The sequence below is a fragment of the Terrabacter terrigena genome (genome assembly GCF_042676085.1).
Classification (GTDB): Bacteria; Actinomycetota; Actinomycetes; order Actinomycetales; family Dermatophilaceae; genus Terrabacter; species Terrabacter terrigena.
The window spans coordinates 128,590-148,495 of record NZ_JBHTKH010000003.1 but is presented as its reverse complement, the minus strand read 5'-3'; the positions used below and the strand labels follow the sequence as shown (position 1 = coordinate 148,495).

Genomic DNA, 19,906 nt, shown 5'->3' with positions numbered 1-19,906 from the left:
CGGACAGCGGACGGGCGCTCGCGTCCGACGCGGTCAGGGCGCGACGGACATCGCCTGCGCGAGGAGCGGGCCGACCTCGGAAAAGCGGCCTGGGTCCTCGCCGGAGTAGTTCAGGCGGATGTAGGGGCCGGCAGGTTCGGCCGGGAACCACTCGGTGCCCGGTGCGACGACCAGCCCACGAGCCTCGCACTCGCGCACCAGGTGGCGGACGTCGGTGCCGTCAGGCAACCGCGCCCAGAGGTTGAGCCCGCCGGGTGGGATCTGGTGCAGGTGCACGTCCGGCGCGCCGTCGTGCAGGCTCTGGACGAGCAGGTCGCGGCGGGCCCTGAGCTGGTGGCGCATGGCGCGCAGGTGGGTGTTCCAGCCGGGTTGAGTGACGACGTCCAGCGCAGCTGTCTGCAGCAGGCCGCTGACGTACATCGTCTCGGCGCCCCGATCGGCCAGGATGCGGTCGCGCGCGGGGCCGCGCGCGATGACGGCGGCGACGCGCAGGGCCGGTGAGACGCTCTTGGTGAGCGAGCGCAGGTAGATGACGTGCCCGTCGCGGTCGTGTCCGATGAGCGGGGTCGGGTCGGCATCGATGCCGAGGTCATGGGCCCAGTCGTCCTCGACGAGGAAGGCGTGGCGTGCTTTGACGATGTCGAGGAGGGCCAGCCCGGTAGCTGGCGACCACTGTGCCCCAGTCGGATTGGCGAAGTTGGGTTGGGCGTAGAAGGCTCGTGCGCCGGTGAGGACGAAGGCGCGCTCGACGTCGTCGGGGTCGGGGCCGGTCGGGCCGCTGGGCACGGGCACGACGACGACGCCGGCTTGTCGGGCGGCGAGGATGGCGCCCCAGTAGGTGGGCGACTCGATGAGCAGGGGCTGACCCGGGCCGACCAGTGCACGGAAGATCGAGCTGAGCCCGCTCTGGCTGCCGGCGGTGACGAGCGCGTCACGGGGGGACGGCGGTGTGGAGCCGGGTGGCGTGCTGTCGGCGACCTGGCTGGCGAACCAGGCCTGGAGTTCCGGCAGGCCGCCGACCGGCGATCGGGTCGTCGCGGCGTCGGTGCGTGCGGCGCGGGTGATGGCGGCTCGCACGAGCCTCTCGGGCAGCAGCTCACGAGCCGGGTAGCCGGAGTGCAGCTGGATGGCGTCGGGGGCCGCTGCCCGCTGGGTCGAGGACAGCGCGCCGGCTCGGGTTCTGGGCGCACCGAGAGCGGCGGTCTGCCAGCCGAAGTCGGCCGGTCGTGCTGGTCGGGCGGGCCGGGTGAAGGTGCCCACGCCGGGGCGGGTCTCCACGAGCCCCTGACCGGTCAGCTGTCGCAGCGCCTTCTGGACCGTGACCGGGCTGGCCCCGAACTGGCTGACCAGCTCACGGGTCGAGGGCAGCCGACTCCCCGACGGGACCGTTCCGACCCACGAACGAAGAGCGCTGACGATGCGCGCTGCGCTATCGTTGTCCATGACGCACCAGAGTAGCGCTATCGCACTTTCGCCGGGACCGCTATCGCACCCGCGATCCAGGTCGGGCCTCGGGTGGGGCATGGTCGGGATCTCGGCGTTCTCCTTCATGGTGCCGTTCACCCGGGTCGCCGCCCACGGAGGCTTGTCGCCGCTGTTCATCGGCTCGGGGCGCGCGGTCGTGGCCGCGATCCTCGCTGCCGTGGCCCTGGCGGCGACACGGCAGGCGCGGCCGACCAGGCGGCAGGGGGTGCGGCTGGCGATCGTGGCCGGAGGCGTGGTGGCGGGCTTCCCGCTCCTGACCTCGTACGCACTGACGACGACGCCGGCCAGCCACGGGGCGGTCGTCATCGGCCTGCTGCCGGCGGCGACCGCGGTGATGGCGGTCCTGCGCGGCAAGGAGCGGGTGTCCCGCTCGTTCTGGGTGTTCGCCGCCCTCGGCGCCGTCGCTGTCGTGGCGTTCGCGGCATTGCAGAACGGCGGCCTGGGCGGGCTGCACGGCTCCGACGTGCTGCTCTTCGGGGCCGTCCTCGCCGCCGCGATCGGTTACGCCGAAGGCGGCCTACTGGCGCGCGAGCTCGGGGCCTGGCAGACCGTTTCCTGGGCGCTGGTGCTCTCTGCCCCGCCGATGTCCGCCCTGGCCCTCGTCTCGGTCGTCGACGGTGTCCCGGTCGCAGCGCCGACGCAGTGGCTGGCGTTCGCCTACCTGAGCATCGTGTCGATGTACCTGGGCTTCTTCGCCTGGTATCGCGGCCTGGCCATCGGGCCGATGACTCACGTGAGCCAGGTGCAGCTGGTGCAGCCCGTCCTGAGCATCCTGTGGGCAGCGCTCATCCTGCGCGAGCAGCTGACCTGGCCGACGGTCCTCGGCGGGCTCGCCGTCGTCGCCTGTGCCCGCTTCGCAGTGCGGGCCCGGCTGGGCGGAGTGGCTCGCTGATGGGGTGGGCCGATGTGCAGGCCGTGTCGGGTGGTGAACGTCAGGCCGTCGGGTCGCGTGGGGTCGCCGGTGATGGCGAACTCGCCGCGCTCGTGGCCGTCGTGGTGCAAGGGGCACAGGGTGAGCAGGTTGGTGGTGTCGCCGTGGATGCGGCCCTCCAGTCGGTCATAGGCCCGGCCATGGACCGGCTGACGTGCGCTTCGCCGACCGCGTCGAGGCGGTCGACCGTCAGCTCGGGGCCTGAAGGGCGCGCAGGCGCAGCGCGATCTGCAGCTCGAGCGCGTGCTCGGGCTGCTGCCACGACTCCCCGAGCAGTGCCGTGATGCGCTCCAGCCGCTGCGACACCGTGTTGACGTGCACGTGGAGGGTGCCGGCCGCGTGGCGCGGGCTGCCTCCGGCACCGAAGTACGCCGCGAGCGTGCCCACGAGGTCGGTGCCTCTGCGCTCGTCGTAGTCGACCACGGGGCCGAGCAGGCGGCGTACGTACTCGTCGACGTCAGGTGCCGAGCCGACGATGAGGCCGGCGAAACCGAGCTGGGTGGCCGCGGCTCCCTTGCCCCGGTGGCCGAGCGCGATGAGGGCGCCGACCGTGCGGTGGCCCTCCTCGTACGCCTCCGTGATGCCGTCGACGTCGTTGACCGGTCCCACGCCGGCCACGGTGACACAGGTGCGCTTGCCGATGCGCGCCGCGGCGGAACGCGCCAGGCCGTCGGCATCGCTGCCGGGCACGAGGGCGATCACGTCGCCGTCGTGTGACCCGACGAGGGCGGCCTCGCCGGTCGCGGCGCTGGCGGAGATCAGCAGCGCCCGGTGGCCACCCGCCTCCTCACCGCGCAGGACGAGCAGGCAGAAGGGTCGCTGCGGGTCGAAGCCCACGGTCTGCGCGAGGGACAGCCGCTCGTCGCGTGAGCCCCGGGCGCTGACGAGGTCGCTGACGAGGCGGTTGCGGGCGGACTGCCGGGCATCGGCGGCCTGCCGCTCGAAGAGCAGCACGAGAGCGGTGACGACTCCGGCCCGCTCGACGGTGCGCTGGTCGGAGTCGGCCAGGGTGAGTCCGCCCACGTAGATCGTGCCGAGGCGCTCACGCGCTGCCGTGACGGCCACGGCGTAGACACCGTCCTGCTCCACCAGGCGCCCGGTGCCGAGACCCGGCAGCGCGTTGAGGCTCGCGAACGGGTCTGCGCCACTGCTCGACTGCTCCGGCGCCGGCCCGGCGGCGCTGTGCCGTTGGCTGTTCTCGTCGACGAGCACCGCCCAGCCACCGAGCAGCTCGGCGAGCGCATGGGTGATGTCGTCGACTCCGCCACCGCCGAGCACGAGCGAGGCGAACCTGTCGTGCGCCGCGGCCGCCTTCTCCACGCCCTCGGCGTACTGCCGGACGGTCTCGTGCGCGTCGGAGAGCGCCGCCAGGGCGTTCTCGGCGTCGGCCAGCGCACGCGTCTGCACGAGAGTCACGGCCGCCAGAGTGGCCAGGTTGCCGAGCAGCCCCACCTCCTCGCGCGTGAACGGTCGTGACGAGCGGTTCGCCGCGAAGAGCACGCCGACGAAGTGGGACTCGACGATGAGCGGCGTGCCGCAGATCGCGATGATGCCCTCCTCGCCGACGGCGCTGTTGATCGCCTCGGTGTGCCGGAACCGCTCGTCGGACCAGTAGTCGGCGGTCCAGTACGGCTTGTGGGTCGAGGCGACGAGGCCGCCGAGGCCCGCGCCGAGCGCGAGCCGTACCGACTGGAAGGCCGCCGACACCGACCCGTCGGTGGCCCGCATGAACGTGTCGCCCGCCTCGGGGTCGTAGAGGGTGAGGTACGCGAGGTCGGTGCCGACGAGGCGGCGCGCACGGCGGACGATCGCGTCGAGGACCGACCCCGGGTCGCTCTCGGTGGCGAGCTCGCGGGCGGTGTCGAGGAGTGCGCGAGGCCGGCCTCACGGTGCTGGTGGACCTCGCGCGCGCTCGCGATGCGCAGCGCGAGGTCGCGGGCCCCGGCCGGCGCCGCGGCTGCGGCCACCTCGGCGACCGGGGCATCTGCGGCGAGCAGCTCGAGCAGGTGCATGACCTGCCGGGCGTGCTCGGCGGCGACGGCCGGCTCGGCGGTCTGTGACGTCTCGCTGCGGGTGGCCACGGGCAGATCCTAGGCGCGTCGAGGGTGGCGGATGGGGTGGCTCCCCGATCGGTGGCGGGACGGCACGCTCAGTGCGCGGTCCAGCCGCCGTCCATGGAGAACGAGGTCCCGTTGACCGAGGCGGATGCCGGCCCGCACAGGAAGAGCGTGAGGGCGGCCACCTCGTCGGGCTCCACGAGCCGCTTCACGGCGACGGGTGCCAGCATGACCTGTTCGACGACCTCGGACTCCGGGATGCCGTGGGTGCGGGCCTGGTCGGCGATCTGCTGCTCGACGAGGGGAGTGCGCACGTAGGCCGGGTTGACGCACGTCGAGGTGACACCGTGCGGACCGCCCTCGAGGGCGACCACCTTGGAAAGCCCCTCGAGGCCGTGCTTGGCCGTCACGTACGCGGACTTGAAGGCGCTGGCCCGCAGGCCGTGGACGCTGGAGATGTTGACGACTCGACCCCAGCCGCGGTCGTACATGTGCGGGAGGCTCTGCCGGATGAGCCGGAACGGCGAGACGAGCATCAGGTCGAGGATGAGGTCGAACCTCTCGAGCGGGAACTCCTCGATCGGGCTGACGTGCTGGATGCCCGCGTTGTTGACGAGGATGTCGACCTCCGTCGGGAGGTGGCCGAGCGCCTCGAGGTCGGCGAGGTCGGCCGTGATGGTCGAGAGCGCAGCCCCGTCGGCGAGGGCGGCGAGTCCCTCCTCGTCGCGGTCGACCGCGTGCACCTTCGCGCCGGCCCCGGCCAGCGCCCTGGCGATGCTCGCACCGATGCCGCTCGCGGCGCCCGTCACGAGTGCTGTCCGTCCGCTCAGGTCGATGGGTTCGTTGACCGCTGTGCGGACCCGCGTGCAGGAGTCCGGGGCGGCGTCGCGTGCGTCGGTGCGGGCGTCGGCCATGCGGGAAGACTAGGGACGGCCTCCGAAGTCACCTGTGTGGCCACCTGACACAAAACGGTCGAACCCATGTGCGTCGCGAGGACCTGTTGTCAGATGTCGCGGAAGACCTCGATGGTCGCGCCGAGCGCGTTGAGTCGCTCGGCGAGGTCCTCGTAGCCGCGGTTGATGACGTAGACGTTGCGCAGCACCGACGTGCCGGGCGCGGCCAGCATGGCGAGCAGCACGACGACACCGGGCCGCAGGGCGGGCGGGCACACGACCTCGGCGGCACGCCACCGCGTGGGTCCTTCGACGATGACGCGGTGCGGGTCGAGCAGCTGCACGCGCGCGCCGACCTTCGTCAGCTCGGTGAGGTAGATGGCCCGGTTCTCGTAGACCCAGTCGTGGATCATCGTGCTGCCGTCGGCGACCGCACCGATGAGCGCGAAGAACGGCAGGTTGTCGATGTTGAGGCCCGGGAACGGCATCGGGTGGATCTTGTCGGTCGGCGCCCTGAGCGGACCGGGGACCGTCGTGAGGTCGACGAGGCGGGTCTTGCCGTTGGCCGACATGTACTCGCCCGTCAGGTTGTACTTCATGCCCATGCCGTCGAGCGTCGCGAGCTCGATCTCGATGAACTCGATCGGCACGCGGCGGATCGTGATGGAGCTGTCGGTGACGACGGCGGCCGCGATGAGGCTCATCGCCTCGATGGGGTCCTCGCTCGGGGCGTACTCGACGTCGACGTCGATCTCGGCGAGGCCCTGCACGGTCAGGGTGGTCGTGCCGATGCCCTCGATGCGCACCCCGAGCTTCTCGAGGAAGAAGCAGAGGTCCTGCACCATGTAGTTGGGGCTCGCGTTGCGGATGACGGTCGTGCCGGCGTGGCGGGCCGCGGCCATGAGGACGTTCTCGGTCACCGTGTCGCCGCGCTCGGTGAGCACGATGGCCCGCTCGGGGTTGATCGTCCGGTCCGAGCGAGCCTCGTAGAAGCCGTGGGTCGCGGTCACCTCGAGCCCGAACGAGCGCAGGGCGCTCAGGTGGGGCTCGACGGTGCGGGTGCCGAGGTCGCAGCCACCGGCGTACGGCAGCTGGAAGGACTCGTGCTCGTGCAGGAGCGGACCGAGGAACATGATCACCGTCCGCGTGCGCCGGGCGGCCGCGACGTCGATGTCGTCGAGGTTGAGCTCGGCGGGCGGGATGATCTCGAGGTCGCTGCTGTCGGGCAGCCACCGGGTGCGCACGCCGATGGAGGCGAGCACCTCGAGGATGCGGTTGACCTCCTCGATGCGGGCCAGGTTGCGCAACGTCGTGCGGCCGCGGTTGAGCAGGGCCGCGCAGAGCAGCGCCACGGCTGCGTTCTTCGAGGTCTTGACGTCGATGGAGCCGGTGAGCTTCTGGCCGCCGACGATGCGCAGGTGCTGCGGGCCGGAGTGGCCGAGCGAGACGAACTCGGAGTCGAGGGCGTCGCCGATCTTGGCGAGCGTGTCGAGGCTGAGGTTCTGCTTGCCCTGCTCGATGCGGGTGACCGCGCTCTGGGAGGTCCCCAGGAGCTCGGCGAGGTCGGACTGGGTCATCCCCTTGTGGCGCCGCGCGTCGCGGATGAGGGTTCCGATGCGAGTCAGGTAGGTCTTTGGCACGACGTCGAGGCTAACTCATATATGAGTTAAGGCAAATCAACGCGCACACACGCCGCGGAAGACGGAGCGCCACCAACCGTGTCCTCCGGTTCGTGGCGCTCCGTCCGTATGCCGCCGGGCGGCGTTCGTCAGGCCGGGGCGTTCGCGACGCCCGAGGGCAGGAACCGGGAGCCCGTGACGGTCTCCGCGACGCCGGTGCGGTCGAGGAGCGGCGTGATGCCGCCGTTCCAGAACTGGAACCCGGCGCCGGTGATCATCGCGAGGTCGATGTCCATGGGCGCCTGGGCGACGCCCTCGTCGAGCATGCGACGCGCCTCGTCGGCGAGCACGGTCAGCACGCGCTGGCGCACCTGGGCGACGTCGAGCACGACGCGCTCGGCGGGCTTCTCGATGAGCTCGGCGACCTCGGGGTCGAGCACCGGACGGCCCGAGCTGAGGTCGTAGAAGCCTCGCTTGCCGGCCGCCACGATCCGCTGGAGCGTCGGAGAGGCGTAGAAACGGTCGGGGAACGCCCGTACGAGCGTCTCGCCGTTGTGCAGCGCGATGGCGGGTCCCACCAGGCCGATGAGGACGAACGGCGGCATCGGGGCGAGCCCGGCGAAGGCGCGGTCGACGACCTCGATCGGGGTGCCCTCGTCGAGGATCCTCGCCGCCTCGCCCATGAAACGGCCGAGCAGGCGGTTGACGATGAACGAGGGTCGGTCGGCCGCTCGGATGCACGTCTTCCTCAGGGCCTTGCCGACGGCGAAGGCCGTCGCCAGCGTGGCGTCGTCGGTGCGCTCGCCCGGGATGACCTCGAGCAGGGGCATGACAGCGACCGGGTTGAAGAAGTGGAAGCCGACGACCCGCTCGGGGTGCGCGAGCTGCGAGGCCATCTCGGCGATGGACAGGCTCGAGGTGTTCGTGGCGAGCACGCACTCGGGCGAGACCACGGCCTCGAGATCAGCGAAGACCTGCTGCTTGACCGACATCTCCTCGAAGACGGCCTCGATAACGAAGTCGGCGTCGGCGAAGCCGTCCTTGCTCGTCGAGCCGGAGACGAGGGCCTTGTAGCGGTTCAGCCTGTCGGGGTTCAGCCGGCCCTTGCCGGCGAGCTTGTCGAGCTCTGCATGGACGTAGCCGACGCCCTTGGCGACGCGCTCGTCGTCGATGTCGGTGAGGACCACCGGCACCTGGAGGCGCTGGATGAAGAGCAGCGCGAGCTGGCTCGCCATGAGACCGGCGCCGACGATGCCGACCTTGGTCACCTTCCGGGCGAGGCTCTTGTCGGGTGCCGCGGCAGGCCGCTTGGCGCGCTTCTGCACGAGGTCGAAGGCGTAGAGCCCGGCGCGCAGCTCGTCGCTCATCAGCAGGTCGGCCAGCACCTCCTCCTCGGCGGCGAAACCCTCCTCGCGGGTTGCGGTGCGTGCGGCAGCGAGCAGGTCGAGGGCGGCATACGGGCTCTTCGCCTGCCGGCCGGTCCTGACGTCGGCGAGGCCCCTGGCCTTGGCGACCGCAGCGGCCCAGGCGGTCTCGTCGCGGTCGACCTCGGGCCGCTCGACGGTGACCTCGCCCGTGAGCACGCGCGCCGCCCAGGCAACCGACTCCTCGAGGAAGTCGGCGGGCTCGAAGAGTGCGTCGGCCATCCCGAGCCGGTACGCCTCGACGCCCCCCAGCATGCGGTTCTGGCTCAGCGGGTTGTCGATGACGACGGTGATCGCCTTCTCGACACCGATGAGGTTGGGCAGCAGCCAGCAGCCGCCCCAGCCGGGCACGAGCCCGAGGAACACCTCGGGCAGCGCGACTGCGGGCACACCCGCGCTCATCGTGCGGTAGGTCGCCGACAGTGCGAGCTCGACACCGCCGCCCATCGCTGCACCGTTGACGAAGGCGAACGTCGGGACGGGCAGGTCGGAGAAGGCTGCGTATGCCGCGTGGCCGGCCCGCGCGATCTCGAGCGCCTGCTCGCGCGACCGGATGAACGGCACGCCCGTGAGGTCCGCACCGACCGCGAAGATGAACGGCTTGCCGGTGACGGCGACCGCGGCGATCTCGCCACGCTCGGCGCGCTCACGCAGGCGTGCGACGGTCTCGGTGAGCCCCGCGATCGACTGGGGCCCGAACGTGTTGGGCTTCGTGTGGTCGAACCCGTTGTCGAGCGTGACGAGGGAGAGCGTGCCGGCACCGCCGGGCAGGGCGACGTCGCGCACTGGCGTGCGGGTGACCACCTCGGCCGCGAAGTCGGCGGCGGCGGTGGGCTTCTCGGTGGTGGTGGCGCTCACTTGGCGGCCTCCTCGGTCGTGCCGGCGGTGACGGTGGTGGCGTACTCGGCGTGGTGGGGGTTCTCCCAGATGACGGCGCCGCCCATGCCGATGCCGATGCACATGGCCGTCAGGCCGTAGCGCACCTCGGGGTGCTCCTCGAACTGGCGGGCCAGCTGGGTCATGAGGCGCACGCCCGAGCTGGCGAGGGGGTGACCGGTGGCGATGGCGCCGCCGTACTCGTTGACGCGTGGGTCGTCGTCGGCCAGGCCGAAGTGGTCGAGGAAGGCGAGCACCTGCACGGCGAACGCCTCGTTGAGCTCGAACAGGCCGATGTCGTCGATGGTGAGGCCCGCCTTTGCGAGGGCCTTCTCGGTCGCCGGCACGGGCCCGACGCCCATGACCTCGGGCTCGACGCCCACGAACGAGAACGAGACGAGACGCATCCGGACCGGCAGGCCGAGCTCGGTCGCGGCCTGCTCGGAGGCGAGCAGGCAGGCGGTGGCACCGTCGTTGAGGCCGGCGGCGTTGCCCGCGGTCACGTTGCCGTGGGCACGGAAGGGGGTCTTGAGCTGGCCGAGGTCGTCGACCGTCGTGCCGGGGCGCGGCGGCTCGTCAGCGGTGGCGATGCCCCAGCCCTGCTCGGCGTGACGGGTCGCGACCGTGACGAGGTCGCGCTGGATCTTGCCGTCGGCGTACGCCCTGGCGAGCTTGTCCTGGCTGCCGACGGCGAAGGCGTCGGAGCGCTGCTTCGTCAGCGCGGGGAAGCGGTCGTGCAGGTTCTCGGCAGTCTTGCCCATGACGAGGGCGTCGGGGTCGACGATCTTCTCGGCGACGATGCGCGGGTTGGGGTCGACACCCTCACCCATCGGGTGGCGGCCCATGTGCTCGACGCCGCCGGCGATGGCGATGTCGTAGGCGCCGAACGCGATCGAGCTCGCGGTGTTGGTGACGGCGGTCATGGCTCCGGCGCACATCCGGTCGACGGAGTAGCCGGGCGTCGTGTTCGGCAGGCCCGAGAGCAGTGCCGCCGTGCGGCCGAGGGTCAGGCCCTGGTCGCCGATCTGGGTCGTGGCCGCGATGGCGACCTCCTCGACCCTGTCCTTCGGCAGGTTCGGGTTGCGGTGCAGCAGCTCGCGGATGCACCGGATGACGAGGTCGTCGGCGCGGGTCTGGGCGTACATGCCCTTCTCGCCCGCCTTGCCGAACGGCGTGCGGACGCCGTCGACGAAGACGACCTCATTGAGTGCGCGGGGCACGGTGCCTCCAGTGGGATCGAGGGTCGGTGGGCCGCGGGGAGCGCGACACCTCGATACTACTTCCGGGTAACTTCCGGGCCAACGGTCGCTCGGGTGACCATCCTCACCACCGGGAGGGCCGCGGACACCTGCTCAGGCGGGCGGGTTCTCGCTGCAGGCGAGCGAGATGAGAGGCGCCGCGATGGTCGTCTGCCACCGGCGGGCACCCAGGGCCGACAGGCCCTCGGCCACCTCCGCGGTCGTGGGGGCAGCCGGGCCCTCCCAGAGGAACCGACGCAGCAGGTCGGGGGTCAGGAGGTTCTCGACGGGCACCGACAGCTCCTCCGACACCGCGCCGAGCAGCTCACGCGCGCGAGCGAGGCGGCCCGCGGCGACGGGGTCACGGTCGGCCCAGGCCTTCGGCGGAGGCGGCCCCGTGGGCGGCAGGGAGACCACCGGCAGGTCGGCGTCGGGCAGCGCGAGTGCCCGGGTGACGACCTCGATGATCGCCTCCTGGTGGCGACGCACCGAGCGAGCGAGGCGGGGCTCGGCGGAGCCGACCGAGCCGGGCGGCTCCGTCGCGCGCTGGTTGGCCAGCGCGATCTCGCTGATGGCGGCGTCCGGAAGCACCCGGCCCGGCGAGGTGTCACGCTGCTGCGCCAGCGCATCACGCCACAGCCACAGCTCGCGCACGATGGCGAGCCCACGCCGGCCCCGCACCTTGTGCATGCCGGACGTGCGGCGCCACGGGTCGGTGCGCGGCTCGGGCCCGGTGAAGTGGAGCAGGTGCTCGAACTCCTCGGCCGCCCAGGCGGCCTTGCCCTGGGCGGCGAGCTCGGCCGCCACCGCGTCGCGCAGGTCGACGAGCACCTCCACGTCGAGCGCGGCATAGAGCAGCCACGGCTCGGGCAGTGGACGGGCCGACCAGTCGACCGCCGAGTGCTCCTTGGCGAGCTGCAGGCCGAGGTAGTGCTCGACCATCGCCCCGAGGCCGACGCGGGGGAGCCCGGCGAGCCGGCCACCGAGCTCGGTGTCGAACAGCGCTTCGGGACGCAGCCCGACCTCGGCGAGGCACGGGAGGTCCTGGGTGGCGGCGTGCAGGATCCACTCGGCACCGCCGATGGCCTCGCCGACGGGCGAGAGGTCGGGGCAGGCGATGGGGTCGATGAGCCAGGTGCCGGAACCCTCGCGACGGATCTGGACGAGGTAGGCCCTCTGCCCGTAGCGGTAGCCCGAGGCGCGCTCGGCGTCGATGCCGACCGGGCCGGTGCCGGCCGCGATGGCCTCGGCCGCTCGCAGCAGGTCACGCTCCTCGACCACGACGTCGGGAACGCCGTCACGGGGGTGGGTCAGCGGGACGAGGTCGGCGGCGACGTCGTCGAGGTCGGCGGCAGGTGCGTTCGGCTCTGCCGTCACCGGCGCTGCCCCGGGAGGGGGACGACCCCGTCAGGCAGGGGCGGGATGCCGGCGATGGTGCACAGCATGTCGGCCCAGGCGCGCAGGTGGTCGACGACGTCGCCGGCGACCGGCGTCCACGACGCGCGGATCTCCATCTCGACGCTCGCCTCGCGGTCGGCCAGCCCGGCGAAGCTCTCGCTGACCACGCGGGTCACCGTTCCGGCCTCGGCCGTCCACGAGAGGTTGCGCTCGGCGAGCGAGTCGGTCAGCCAGGACCAGCCGACGGCGCCGAGCATCGGGTCACCGGCGAGCTCGGGCTCGAGCTCGGCGCGGGCGAACGTGACGACGCGCCACTGGCCGTCCCACGTCTCGGGCGCGGCGGGATCGTGCAGGAGCACGAACCGACCGGTGGCCAGGTCGGCCTCGGGGTCGGAGACGTCGATGACGTCGGCGGTCAGCGCGGCGGCATACGGAGCGATGCGCGTCGGGGCGGGCACCTCGGTGAGGCGCACCTCCGAGCGCAGACGGACGTCTCGCAGGGCGCTCAGCGTCCTCGCGAAGACCGCGCCGTGGCTGCCCGGCAACGTTCTCGTGTGCACCAGACGAGGGTATGCCGGAGTCGGGCGATCTGTCCTCAGGGCGCGCCGAGCGCGCGTGGCGCAGACGCCCCGCCGGGCCGTGGCAGGATTGTCCGGTGCCGACCACTGCCCCCCCAGCCACTCGCCAGAGCGACCTCGTGCGGGCCGCCCGCCGCGAGTCGGTCACGCGGACGCCCGTGTGGTTCATGCGCCAGGCCGGCCGTTCGCTGCCCGAGTACCGCGCCGTCCGCAAGGGCATCCCGATGCTCGAGTCGTGCATGCGCCCCGAGCTCGTCACCGAGATCACGCTGCAGCCCGTGCGCCGCCACGGCGTCGACGCCGCCATCTTCTTCAGCGACATCGTCGTGCCGCTCAAGGCCATCGGGGTCGACCTCGACATCGTCCCGGGCGTCGGCCCGGTCGTGGCGCGCCCCATCCGCACGCGCGACGACCTCGACCAGCTCGTGCCGCTCACTCCCGAGCACGTCCCGTTCATCTCCGAGGCCGTGCGCTTGCTCGTCGCCGAGCTCGGCGAGACACCGCTGATCGGCTTCGCCGGGGCGCCGTTCACGCTCGCGTCCTACCTCGTCGAGGGTGGCCCGTCGAAGAACCACGAGAAGACGAAGGCGCTCATGCACGGCGACCCCGAGCTGTGGGACGCGCTCTGTGCACGCCTGGCCCAGATCGCCGGTGAGTTCCTGCGGGTGCAGGCCGAGGCCGGGGCCAGCGCCGTCCAGCTCTTCGACTCCTGGGCCGGTGCCCTCTCGCGGGCCGACTACGCCGCGAGGGCGATGCCGCACTCGGCCGTCGCCCTCGGCGCCGTCGCCGACCTCGACGTGCCGCGCATCCACTTCGGGGTCGGCACCGGCGAGCTGCTGACCCTCATGGGGGAGGCCGGTGCCGACGTCGTCGGCGTCGACTACCGCGTGTCGCTCACCGACGCCGTCGATCGCCTCGGGCCGACGTATGCCGTGCAGGGCAACCTCGACCCCGCCCTGCTCTTCGCGCCCTGGGACGCCCTGGAGCGCCGGGTGCGCGAGATCGTCGAGGAGGGGCGCAGGGCCCCCGGCCACATCTTCAACCTCGGCCACGGGGTGCTTCCCGACGTCGACCCCGACGTGCTCACCCGCGTGACCGCGCTCGTGCACGAGTGCTCGAGCCGCCGATGACGGCGGCCCCCACCGTGACCGCGGCACCGTCGGTCGCCCGCTCGAGCCTCACCATGCTCGGTGGGTCGGTGGCCTCACGAGTCCTCGGGGTCGTGCGCAACGCCCTCATCACGGCCATCATCGGCGCCAAGCTCGCCGGTGACGCCTTCTCGCTCGCCAACACGCTGCCCAACGTCCTCTACGTCCTTGCCGCCGGCGGCATCCTCAACGCGGTGCTCATACCGTCGCTGGCGAGGGCGATGAAGCTCGAGGACGGCGGCCAGGAGTTCACCGACCGCGTCATCACCGTCGCGCTGGCCGGTATGGCGCTCATCACCGTGCTCGTCACCGCCGGCGCCGGCGGCTTCGTGTGGCTGCTGGCCAGCAAGAACTCACCGGAGTTCCGGCAGCTCGCGCTCGCCTTCTCGCTCATCTGCCTGCCGCAGATCTTCTTCTACGGCCTCTTCGCGCTGCTCGGACAGATCCTCAACGCGCGTGGTCGGTTCGGCGCCTTCGCGTGGGCCCCCTTCATCGCCAACGTCGTGGCGGTCGCCGGGTTGCTGCTGTTCATCGTGCTCTTCCCACAGCCGCACCATGACGGCCCGGGCCGTGCCGGCCCGCGGGGGCCCACGGAGTGGACCGGGCCGATGATCTGGCTCTTCGCCGGCTCGGCCACGCTCTCGGTCGTCGTGCAGGCCCTGTCGCTCATCCCGGCGCTGCGTCGCACCGGCTTCCGCTACCGGCCCCGGTGGGGACTGCGCGGTGTCGGCCTCGGCGGGGTGAGCCGCCTGGCCATCTGGGCGTTCGGCGGGCTGGCGGTCTCGCAGGTCGGCTTCTTCATCAGCCAGGGCGTCCTCAACAACGCGACCGCCCGCGCCAAGGCGATCGGCCTCGAGGACGCCGCCCGCGGCCCGATGGCCTACAGCATCGCCTTCACCCTGTTCATGCTGCCGCACGCGTTCATCACGGTGTCGGTCATCACCTCGCTCTTCCCCCGCTTCTCCGCGGCTGCGGCGGCCGGCGACCGCGCCGGACTGCGACGCTACTTCCGCACCGGCCTCGCGGTGCCGCTCGTGGCCAACGTGCCGATCATGGTCGGCGTCATCGTCCTGGCCGACCCGATCGTCGCCCTGCTCAACCCCGGAATCGACCCGCTCTCGGTCCAGACGTCCGCGAGCGTCCTCATCATCATGATCCTCGGGCTCATCCCGTTCGGCCTCGACCTGCTGTGCTACCGCATGTTCTTCGCGCTCGAGGACGGCAAGCCCACCGTCATCATGCAGGTGCTCCTGACGGGCATCAGCGCACTCGCCGGGGTCGTCACGCTCTTCATCAACCCGATCTGGGCCATCGGGATCATGGCGATGGGACAGACCGTCGGCAACGTCGTCAGCTCGGGCGTCGGCCTCTACCTGCTGAGGCGTCGCACCGGGACGCTCGGCCTCGACAGCGCCCTCGTGACCGCCTCGCGGGTCGGTGTCGCCGCAGCCGTCGCCGGGATCGTGGCCTGGGGGGTCACGCAGGTTCTCGAACCCATCACCACCGGCGCCATCGACGGCACGTCGTCCACCGCGAAGCGCATGTTCGCCAGCACGCTCGAGATCGGCCTCGTCGGCCTCGTGTTCCTCGTGATCTACCTGGGCCTGGCGCACGCCTTGCGCGTCAGGGAGATCCGGCAGGCCGCCGACCTGGTGCGCGGGCGCCTCGGTCGCTAGACCGAGCCCCCGACACCGGTCGCGCTCGGGTCCGTCAGTCGTCCGGGTCCGTCAGTCGTCCGGGTCCGTCAGTCGTCCGGGTCGGTACGTCCAGCTCCGGGGGTCGATCCTCCGGCTGCTGCACCGGGTTCGGCGCCGGCCCTTGCCGGAGCCCCGACGAGCTCGGGTGCCTTGCCCTCCGGCGCGGCAGGGGCCTGAACGGCGACCGCACCGCGGCGACGCCTGATCCGGAGGGCCAGCAGGGTGAGCGGGACGAGGAGGACCAGCCAGGGCAGCAGTGCCGCCAGGCCCGTCAGGATCACGGTGACCGACCCGAGCAGGCTGTCCCAGGCGGTGCGCAGACCGCCGGCGATCCCGCCGTCGGAGGTGGCGGCCGGGGTGGTCGCGTCGGTCCAGAGGGTCAACGTGACGTCGCTCGTCGTCGTCATCTCGTCGAGCTGGGCCAGCCGCTGCGTGAGGGAGTCGAGGTCGGCCTGGCGCCGCGTCAGCTCGCTCTCGAGGGTGATCACCTGCTGCAGGTCGGTCGTCCTGGCCAGCAACGCCCGCACGCGGTCGATGCCGTCACGCATCGGCTCGATCCGGGCCTTCGTGTCGATGTAGGTGTCGGTGACGTCCTCGGACTGCGACGAGCGGTACGAGACGGAGCCGAGCTTCGACAGGTCGGTGAGCACCTGGTCCAGCGCCTTGGCCGGCACGCTGAGCACCATCCGTGCCTCGTCGACGCCGACGTCCGGCACGGCGGCTCCGGACTCGGTGCGCTGGTCGGCCGACCGTCTGCTGCCCGTCGGGTCGATGCTCGTGACGACGTTCTCCGAGGTGACCTGTCCACCTGCCCCGGTGGCGATGACGCGGGCCCGTGCGGCAGAGCCCGTGAGGTCGCCCACCTTGATGCCCAGCCAGGCGGTGCGCGCGATCTTTGCTGCGACCACCCCTGCCAGCGTCCCGGCACCCGGGGTGGCGACGTCACCGGGTGTCTTGGCCGTGCCGGAGCCGGGCGCAGGAGCGACGGCAGGCGCTCCGAGGCCGACCGCGGCCCCGTCGCGCGACGACTCCGCGGTGCCTGACCCGGAGCTGGATCCGAAGCCGGCAGCGGGGCCGACCGTCGACGCCGACCGCTGGAGCGCCGTGGAGCCCAGCGTGAAGGCCAGAGCAACGACGACGACGACCGCGGCGACGACGGCGAGGGCCCGCCGGCGCGCAGACGGGACCGACGAGAGCCGGGGGAGATTCGAGCTGGCGGTCATGGCGAGCCTTTCGACAGGTCGCCCCCCGCAGTGTGCCGGCTGGCGTGGACGGGTGTCCGTGGCGACGTCCTTGACTCAACAGACACCCCCTCCCGGTCGATCGTTGCCGGGACGGTTCCGCGGCGCCCAGGCCGCGTCCTTCCGGACGCCCGTGGTCACCGGTCGCGTCGGGTCGGCGCACGACGACCCGGACGGCGACGATCGGCGGACCCACCGTCTCGACCGACGCGTCCCGGCCGCCTGCACCCAGCGGCTGGTGCCCTGCCGACGGGTGGGAGAGTGGCCCCATGGCAAGGACGGTCGCGGTCATCGGTGGGGGGATCAGCGGACTGGCCGCCGCCTGGGAGCTGAGCCGGTCCGGCGCCGACGTCGAGGTGACGGTGCTCGAGGGGAGTGACCGGCTCGGCGGCAAGCTGCGCCTGGAGGACGTCGGGGGCGTGCGCATCGACGTGGGCGCCGAGTCCGTCCTAACTCGTCGACCGGAGGCCATGACGCTCTTCGAGGAGCTCGGCGTTGCCAGCCTGACGACCCACCCGGCCCCGGTCGGCGCCTCGATCGTGTCGCGCGGGGCTCGTTGGCCCATGCCCAAGGGCACCGTGATGGGGGTGCCGTCCGACCCCGAGTCCGTTCGTGGCCTCCTCGACGACGACGAGGTGCGGCGCCTCGTCGACGAGGTCGTCGACGGTCGGACCGAACACGACCTGTCGGTCGGCGACCTCGTCGACACCCGCCTCGGGCCCGCCGTGACCGACCGTCTCGTCGAACCCCTTCTCGCCGGTGTCTACGCCGGGCACGCCCGCGAGATCTCCGTCGAGCAGGCCGTCCCCGTGCTCGCCGCGGCAGCCCGCGAGGGAAGGAAGCTGACCGACGTCGCCCGAGAGGCGGTCGCCGCGGCGGCCAGCGGCCCCATGGCGGCGCTCCCGGTCTTCGCGACGCTCGTCGGCGGACTCGGCACGCTGCCCGAGGTGCTGCGCGCCAGGCTCACCGAGGCCGGGGTGGCCCTCCGCTCGGGGTCCGTGGTGCGCGAGCTCGCCCGCGACGGCGCCGGCTGGGTCGTGTCCACCGGCCCGACGACGGCGGTGCTGCGTGAGCGCTTCGACGACGTGGTGCTGGCCACGCCCGCGGCCCCGACCTCCCGGCTGCTGCGCCATGTGGCGCCGGCGGCCGCCGAGGCGCTGGCAGGGCTGGAGTACGCCTCGATGGCCATCATCACGCTCGCGCTGGACGGGCCGGTGCTGCAGGTGCTCGACGGCAGCGGGTTCCTCGTCCCTCCGACCGAACCCCTGACCATCAAGGCGTCGACCTTCAGCTCGGTGAAGTGGCCGTGGCTCGCGGACGCCCACCCCGACCGCACCTACCTGCGCGCCTCGGTCGGACGGCACCGTGAGGAGGCCTCGCTGCAGCGCAGCGACGACGAGCTCGTCGAAGTGGCCGTCGCCGACCTGCGCGCGGTGCTGGGGGACGCCCTTCCCGAGCCCGTCGCCACCCATGTCCAGCGCTGGGGCGGCGGCCTGCCGCAGTATGCCGTCGGGCACCGTACGCGTCTGGCGCCCACCCGCGACCTGCCGCCCGGGCTCGCCCTCTGCGGGGCGGCATACGACGGCGTCGGCATCCCGGCGTGCATAGCCTCGGGGCGGGCAGCGGCACGTGCGCTCCTGACCCGGCGGACGAGTGCCGGGACGGTCTTGGGATGATGGGCGCATGAGCGAGCGCATGACCCCCGCCCGGATGCGAGAGATCAACGACACGATCCGCTACTGCATGTGGTCCGTCTTCAGCACGGTGACCCCGCTGGGCGACGACCGCGACAAGCTGCTCGGCGAGCTCCAGGCCTTCCTCGACGAGATCGACGGCGAGGGCGTCGTCGTGCGCGGCATCTACGACGTCGCGGGGCTGCGCGGCGACGCGGACTTCATGGTGTGGTGGCACGCCGAGTCGATCGAGCAGCTCCAGTCGGCCTACCACCGGCTGCTGCGCACGGAGCTCGGCCAGCACCTGGAGCCCGTCTGGAGCAACGCGGCCCTGCACCGGCCCGCCGAGTTCAACAAGAGCCACATCCCCGCCTTCATGGCCGACGAGGTGGCCCGCAAGTACATCTGCGTCTACCCGTTCGTGCGCTCGTACGAGTGGTACCTCCTCGAGGACGGCGAGCGCCGCGACATGCTGCGCGAGCACGGACAGATGGCTCGCGACTACCCCGACGTGCGAGCCAACACGATTGCCTCCTTCGCCCTCGGAGACTACGAGTGGCTCCTGGCGTTCGAGGCCGACGAGCTGCACCGCATCGTCGACCTCATGCGCGAGCTGCGCGCGTCGCGCGCGCGCCGGCACGTGCGCGAGGAGATCCCCTTCTTCACCGGGCCGAAGGTGACCCCGGCGGAGCTCGTCGCCAACCTGCGCTGAGACCGCGTCCGCGTACGCGTGGGCGTCGTCGAGGTGGCGCGCTCAGTCGTCGATGGTCCTCGCCAGGATGGCGATGACCGGGATCAGCAGGAATGCGAGCCACGAGCGGGTCAGGAAGAACGCGGCGATCGCGATGAACGGCGACAGGCTCACGAGGGTTCGTGCGACCTTGCCCTGCGCCGACGGCCGTCTCGAGGTCGAGGGCTGGGCGAGCGCCGAGCTGCGCGACGGTCGCAGCTTCGGGCGCGGCTCGGGCAGGTCGACGAAGAGCGCCGTCAGCTCCCGACGCAGCACGGCGTCGGTCGCCCGCCCCCGACGGTCCTCGTACTCGTTCGCGTCGAGGCGGCCCGCGGCGTGGTGCTCCGCGAGGGCGGCCAGGGCCTCCTCGCGCTCGGCTGTGCCGATGCGGATGTCGCCGTCGCCGACCATGTCACGAATCTAGGCGACCAGGCCCTGCTCGCGCAGCAGCCCGGTCAGGCCGGCGGGGCAGTGTCCTCGTCGGGCCGCAGGCGCAGCGAGATCGAGTTGATGCAGAAGCGCTGGTCGGTGGGGGTGTCGTAGCCCTCACCCTCGAAGACGTGCCCCAGGTGCGAGCCGCAGGTGGCGCAGCGCACCTCGACGCGCTTCATGCCGAAGCTGCGGTCCTCGATGTACTCGACCGTGTCGCCGGCGAGGGGCGAGTAGAACGACGGCCAGCCACAGTGCGACTCGAACTTCGTGTCGCTGCGGAAGAGCTCGGCGCCGCATGCCCTGCAGGAGTAGACACCTTGGGTCTTCGTGTCGGTGTACTCGCCCCGGAACGCGGGTTCGGTGCCGGCTTGGCGCAGCACCTGGTACTCAGCGGGGCTGAGGGCGGCGCGCCACTCGTCGTCGGTGCGCTGGACGGCATACGGCTTGGACGTGCTGTGGGTGCTGTCGTGGCTCATGTCCAGACCA

Annotated in this window: 17 protein-coding genes; 6 read left to right on the top strand and 11 right to left on the bottom strand. The window is 72.1% G+C overall.

Going from position 1 to position 19,906, the window contains the following annotated elements; all coding sequences use genetic code 11:
- Nucleotides 1-33: 33 nt before the first annotated feature.
- Nucleotides 34-1,443: an aminotransferase-like domain-containing protein gene (locus ACFQ2V_RS06625; protein ID WP_386051861.1), complete on the bottom strand. Its 1,410-nt coding sequence runs from the start codon at nt 1,441-1,443 to the stop codon at nt 34-36.
- On the opposite strand from ACFQ2V_RS06625, the gene ACFQ2V_RS06620 reads away from it, so the two are divergent.
- Nucleotides 1,442-2,377 carry a DMT family transporter gene (locus tag ACFQ2V_RS06620; protein ID WP_386051859.1) on the top strand — a complete coding sequence of 312 codons (936 nt, stop codon included), beginning with the start codon at nt 1,442-1,444 and terminating at the stop codon, nt 2,375-2,377. The two genes, ACFQ2V_RS06625 and ACFQ2V_RS06620, sit on opposite strands and share 2 nt — an antisense overlap.
- 228 nt (nt 2,378-2,605) lie before the next feature.
- Here the strand turns inward: ACFQ2V_RS06620 and ACFQ2V_RS06615 are convergent, their stop codons facing one another.
- The gene (locus ACFQ2V_RS06615) at nt 2,606-4,225 is read right to left on the bottom strand and encodes a helix-turn-helix domain-containing protein (protein ID WP_386052047.1); all 1,620 of its coding nucleotides are present in this window, start codon (nt 4,223-4,225) and stop codon (nt 2,606-2,608) included.
- A 59-nt stretch (nt 4,226-4,284) separates the two neighbouring features.
- On the opposite strand from ACFQ2V_RS06615, the gene ACFQ2V_RS06610 reads away from it, so the two are divergent.
- Nucleotides 4,285-4,476 carry a hypothetical protein gene (locus tag ACFQ2V_RS06610; protein WP_386051857.1) on the top strand — a complete coding sequence of 64 codons (192 nt, stop codon included), beginning with the start codon at nt 4,285-4,287 and terminating at the stop codon, nt 4,474-4,476.
- A gap of 89 nt (nt 4,477-4,565) precedes the next feature.
- On the opposite strand, the gene ACFQ2V_RS06605 is transcribed toward ACFQ2V_RS06610, so the two are convergent.
- The 6 genes from ACFQ2V_RS06605 to ACFQ2V_RS06580 form a co-directional block, all read right to left on the bottom strand.
- Nucleotides 4,566-5,387 (bottom strand): 3-hydroxybutyrate dehydrogenase, encoded by an 822-nt coding sequence (locus ACFQ2V_RS06605; protein ID WP_386051855.1) that lies wholly within the window; start codon nt 5,385-5,387, stop codon nt 4,566-4,568.
- An 89-nt stretch (nt 5,388-5,476) separates the two neighbouring features.
- Nucleotides 5,477-7,006 (bottom strand): helix-turn-helix domain-containing protein, encoded by a 1,530-nt coding sequence (locus tag ACFQ2V_RS06600; protein WP_386051854.1) that lies wholly within the window; start codon nt 7,004-7,006, stop codon nt 5,477-5,479.
- 128 nt (nt 7,007-7,134) lie between these two features.
- Nucleotides 7,135-9,267: a 3-hydroxyacyl-CoA dehydrogenase NAD-binding domain-containing protein gene (locus ACFQ2V_RS06595; RefSeq protein WP_386051852.1), complete on the bottom strand. Its 2,133-nt coding sequence runs from the start codon at nt 9,265-9,267 to the stop codon at nt 7,135-7,137.
- Nucleotides 9,264-10,505 (bottom strand): thiolase family protein, encoded by a 1,242-nt coding sequence (locus ACFQ2V_RS06590; RefSeq protein WP_386051850.1) that lies wholly within the window; start codon nt 10,503-10,505, stop codon nt 9,264-9,266. The genes ACFQ2V_RS06595 and ACFQ2V_RS06590 overlap by 4 nt, the downstream gene beginning before the upstream one ends.
- A gap of 132 nt (nt 10,506-10,637) precedes the next feature.
- Nucleotides 10,638-11,900 (bottom strand): HRDC domain-containing protein, encoded by a 1,263-nt coding sequence (locus ACFQ2V_RS06585; RefSeq protein ID WP_386051849.1) that lies wholly within the window; start codon nt 11,898-11,900, stop codon nt 10,638-10,640.
- Nucleotides 11,897-12,481 carry a DUF3000 domain-containing protein gene (locus ACFQ2V_RS06580; RefSeq protein ID WP_386051847.1) on the bottom strand — a complete coding sequence of 195 codons (585 nt, stop codon included), beginning with the start codon at nt 12,479-12,481 and terminating at the stop codon, nt 11,897-11,899. Before ACFQ2V_RS06580 ends, ACFQ2V_RS06585 begins: the two co-directional genes overlap by 4 nt.
- Before the next feature lie 95 nt (nt 12,482-12,576).
- On the opposite strand from ACFQ2V_RS06580, the gene hemE reads away from it, so the two are divergent.
- Both hemE and murJ read left to right on the top strand, forming a co-directional pair.
- Nucleotides 12,577-13,629, top strand: coding sequence for a uroporphyrinogen decarboxylase (hemE, locus tag ACFQ2V_RS06575; protein ID WP_386051846.1), 1,053 nt, complete (start codon nt 12,577-12,579; stop codon nt 13,627-13,629).
- A complete protein-coding gene (gene murJ, locus ACFQ2V_RS06570) occupies nt 13,626-15,323 on the top strand; it encodes a murein biosynthesis integral membrane protein MurJ (RefSeq protein ID WP_386051844.1) in 1,698 nt (565 codons plus the stop codon). The genes hemE and murJ overlap by 4 nt, the downstream gene beginning before the upstream one ends.
- Before the next feature lie 68 nt (nt 15,324-15,391).
- Here the strand turns inward: murJ and ACFQ2V_RS06565 are convergent, their stop codons facing one another.
- A complete protein-coding gene (locus ACFQ2V_RS06565) occupies nt 15,392-16,567 on the bottom strand; it encodes a DUF4349 domain-containing protein (RefSeq protein ID WP_386051842.1) in 1,176 nt (391 codons plus the stop codon).
- Between the two features lie 287 nt (nt 16,568-16,854).
- On the opposite strand from ACFQ2V_RS06565, the gene hemG reads away from it, so the two are divergent.
- Nucleotides 16,855-18,261, top strand: coding sequence for a protoporphyrinogen oxidase (hemG, locus tag ACFQ2V_RS06560; RefSeq protein ID WP_386051840.1), 1,407 nt, complete (start codon nt 16,855-16,857; stop codon nt 18,259-18,261).
- A gap of 7 nt (nt 18,262-18,268) precedes the next feature.
- Entirely contained in the window at nt 18,269-18,970 is a 702-nt protein-coding gene (hemQ, locus tag ACFQ2V_RS06555; protein ID WP_449343040.1) for a hydrogen peroxide-dependent heme synthase, read from the top strand.
- 42 nt (nt 18,971-19,012) lie between these two features.
- Here the strand turns inward: hemQ and ACFQ2V_RS06550 are convergent, their stop codons facing one another.
- Nucleotides 19,013-19,399 carry a DUF1707 SHOCT-like domain-containing protein gene (locus ACFQ2V_RS06550; RefSeq protein WP_386051839.1) on the bottom strand — a complete coding sequence of 129 codons (387 nt, stop codon included), beginning with the start codon at nt 19,397-19,399 and terminating at the stop codon, nt 19,013-19,015.
- A 44-nt stretch (nt 19,400-19,443) separates the two neighbouring features.
- Nucleotides 19,444-19,896: a peptide-methionine (R)-S-oxide reductase MsrB gene (msrB, locus tag ACFQ2V_RS06545; protein ID WP_386051837.1), complete on the bottom strand. Its 453-nt coding sequence runs from the start codon at nt 19,894-19,896 to the stop codon at nt 19,444-19,446.
- Between the last annotated feature and the right edge of the window lie 10 nt (nt 19,897-19,906).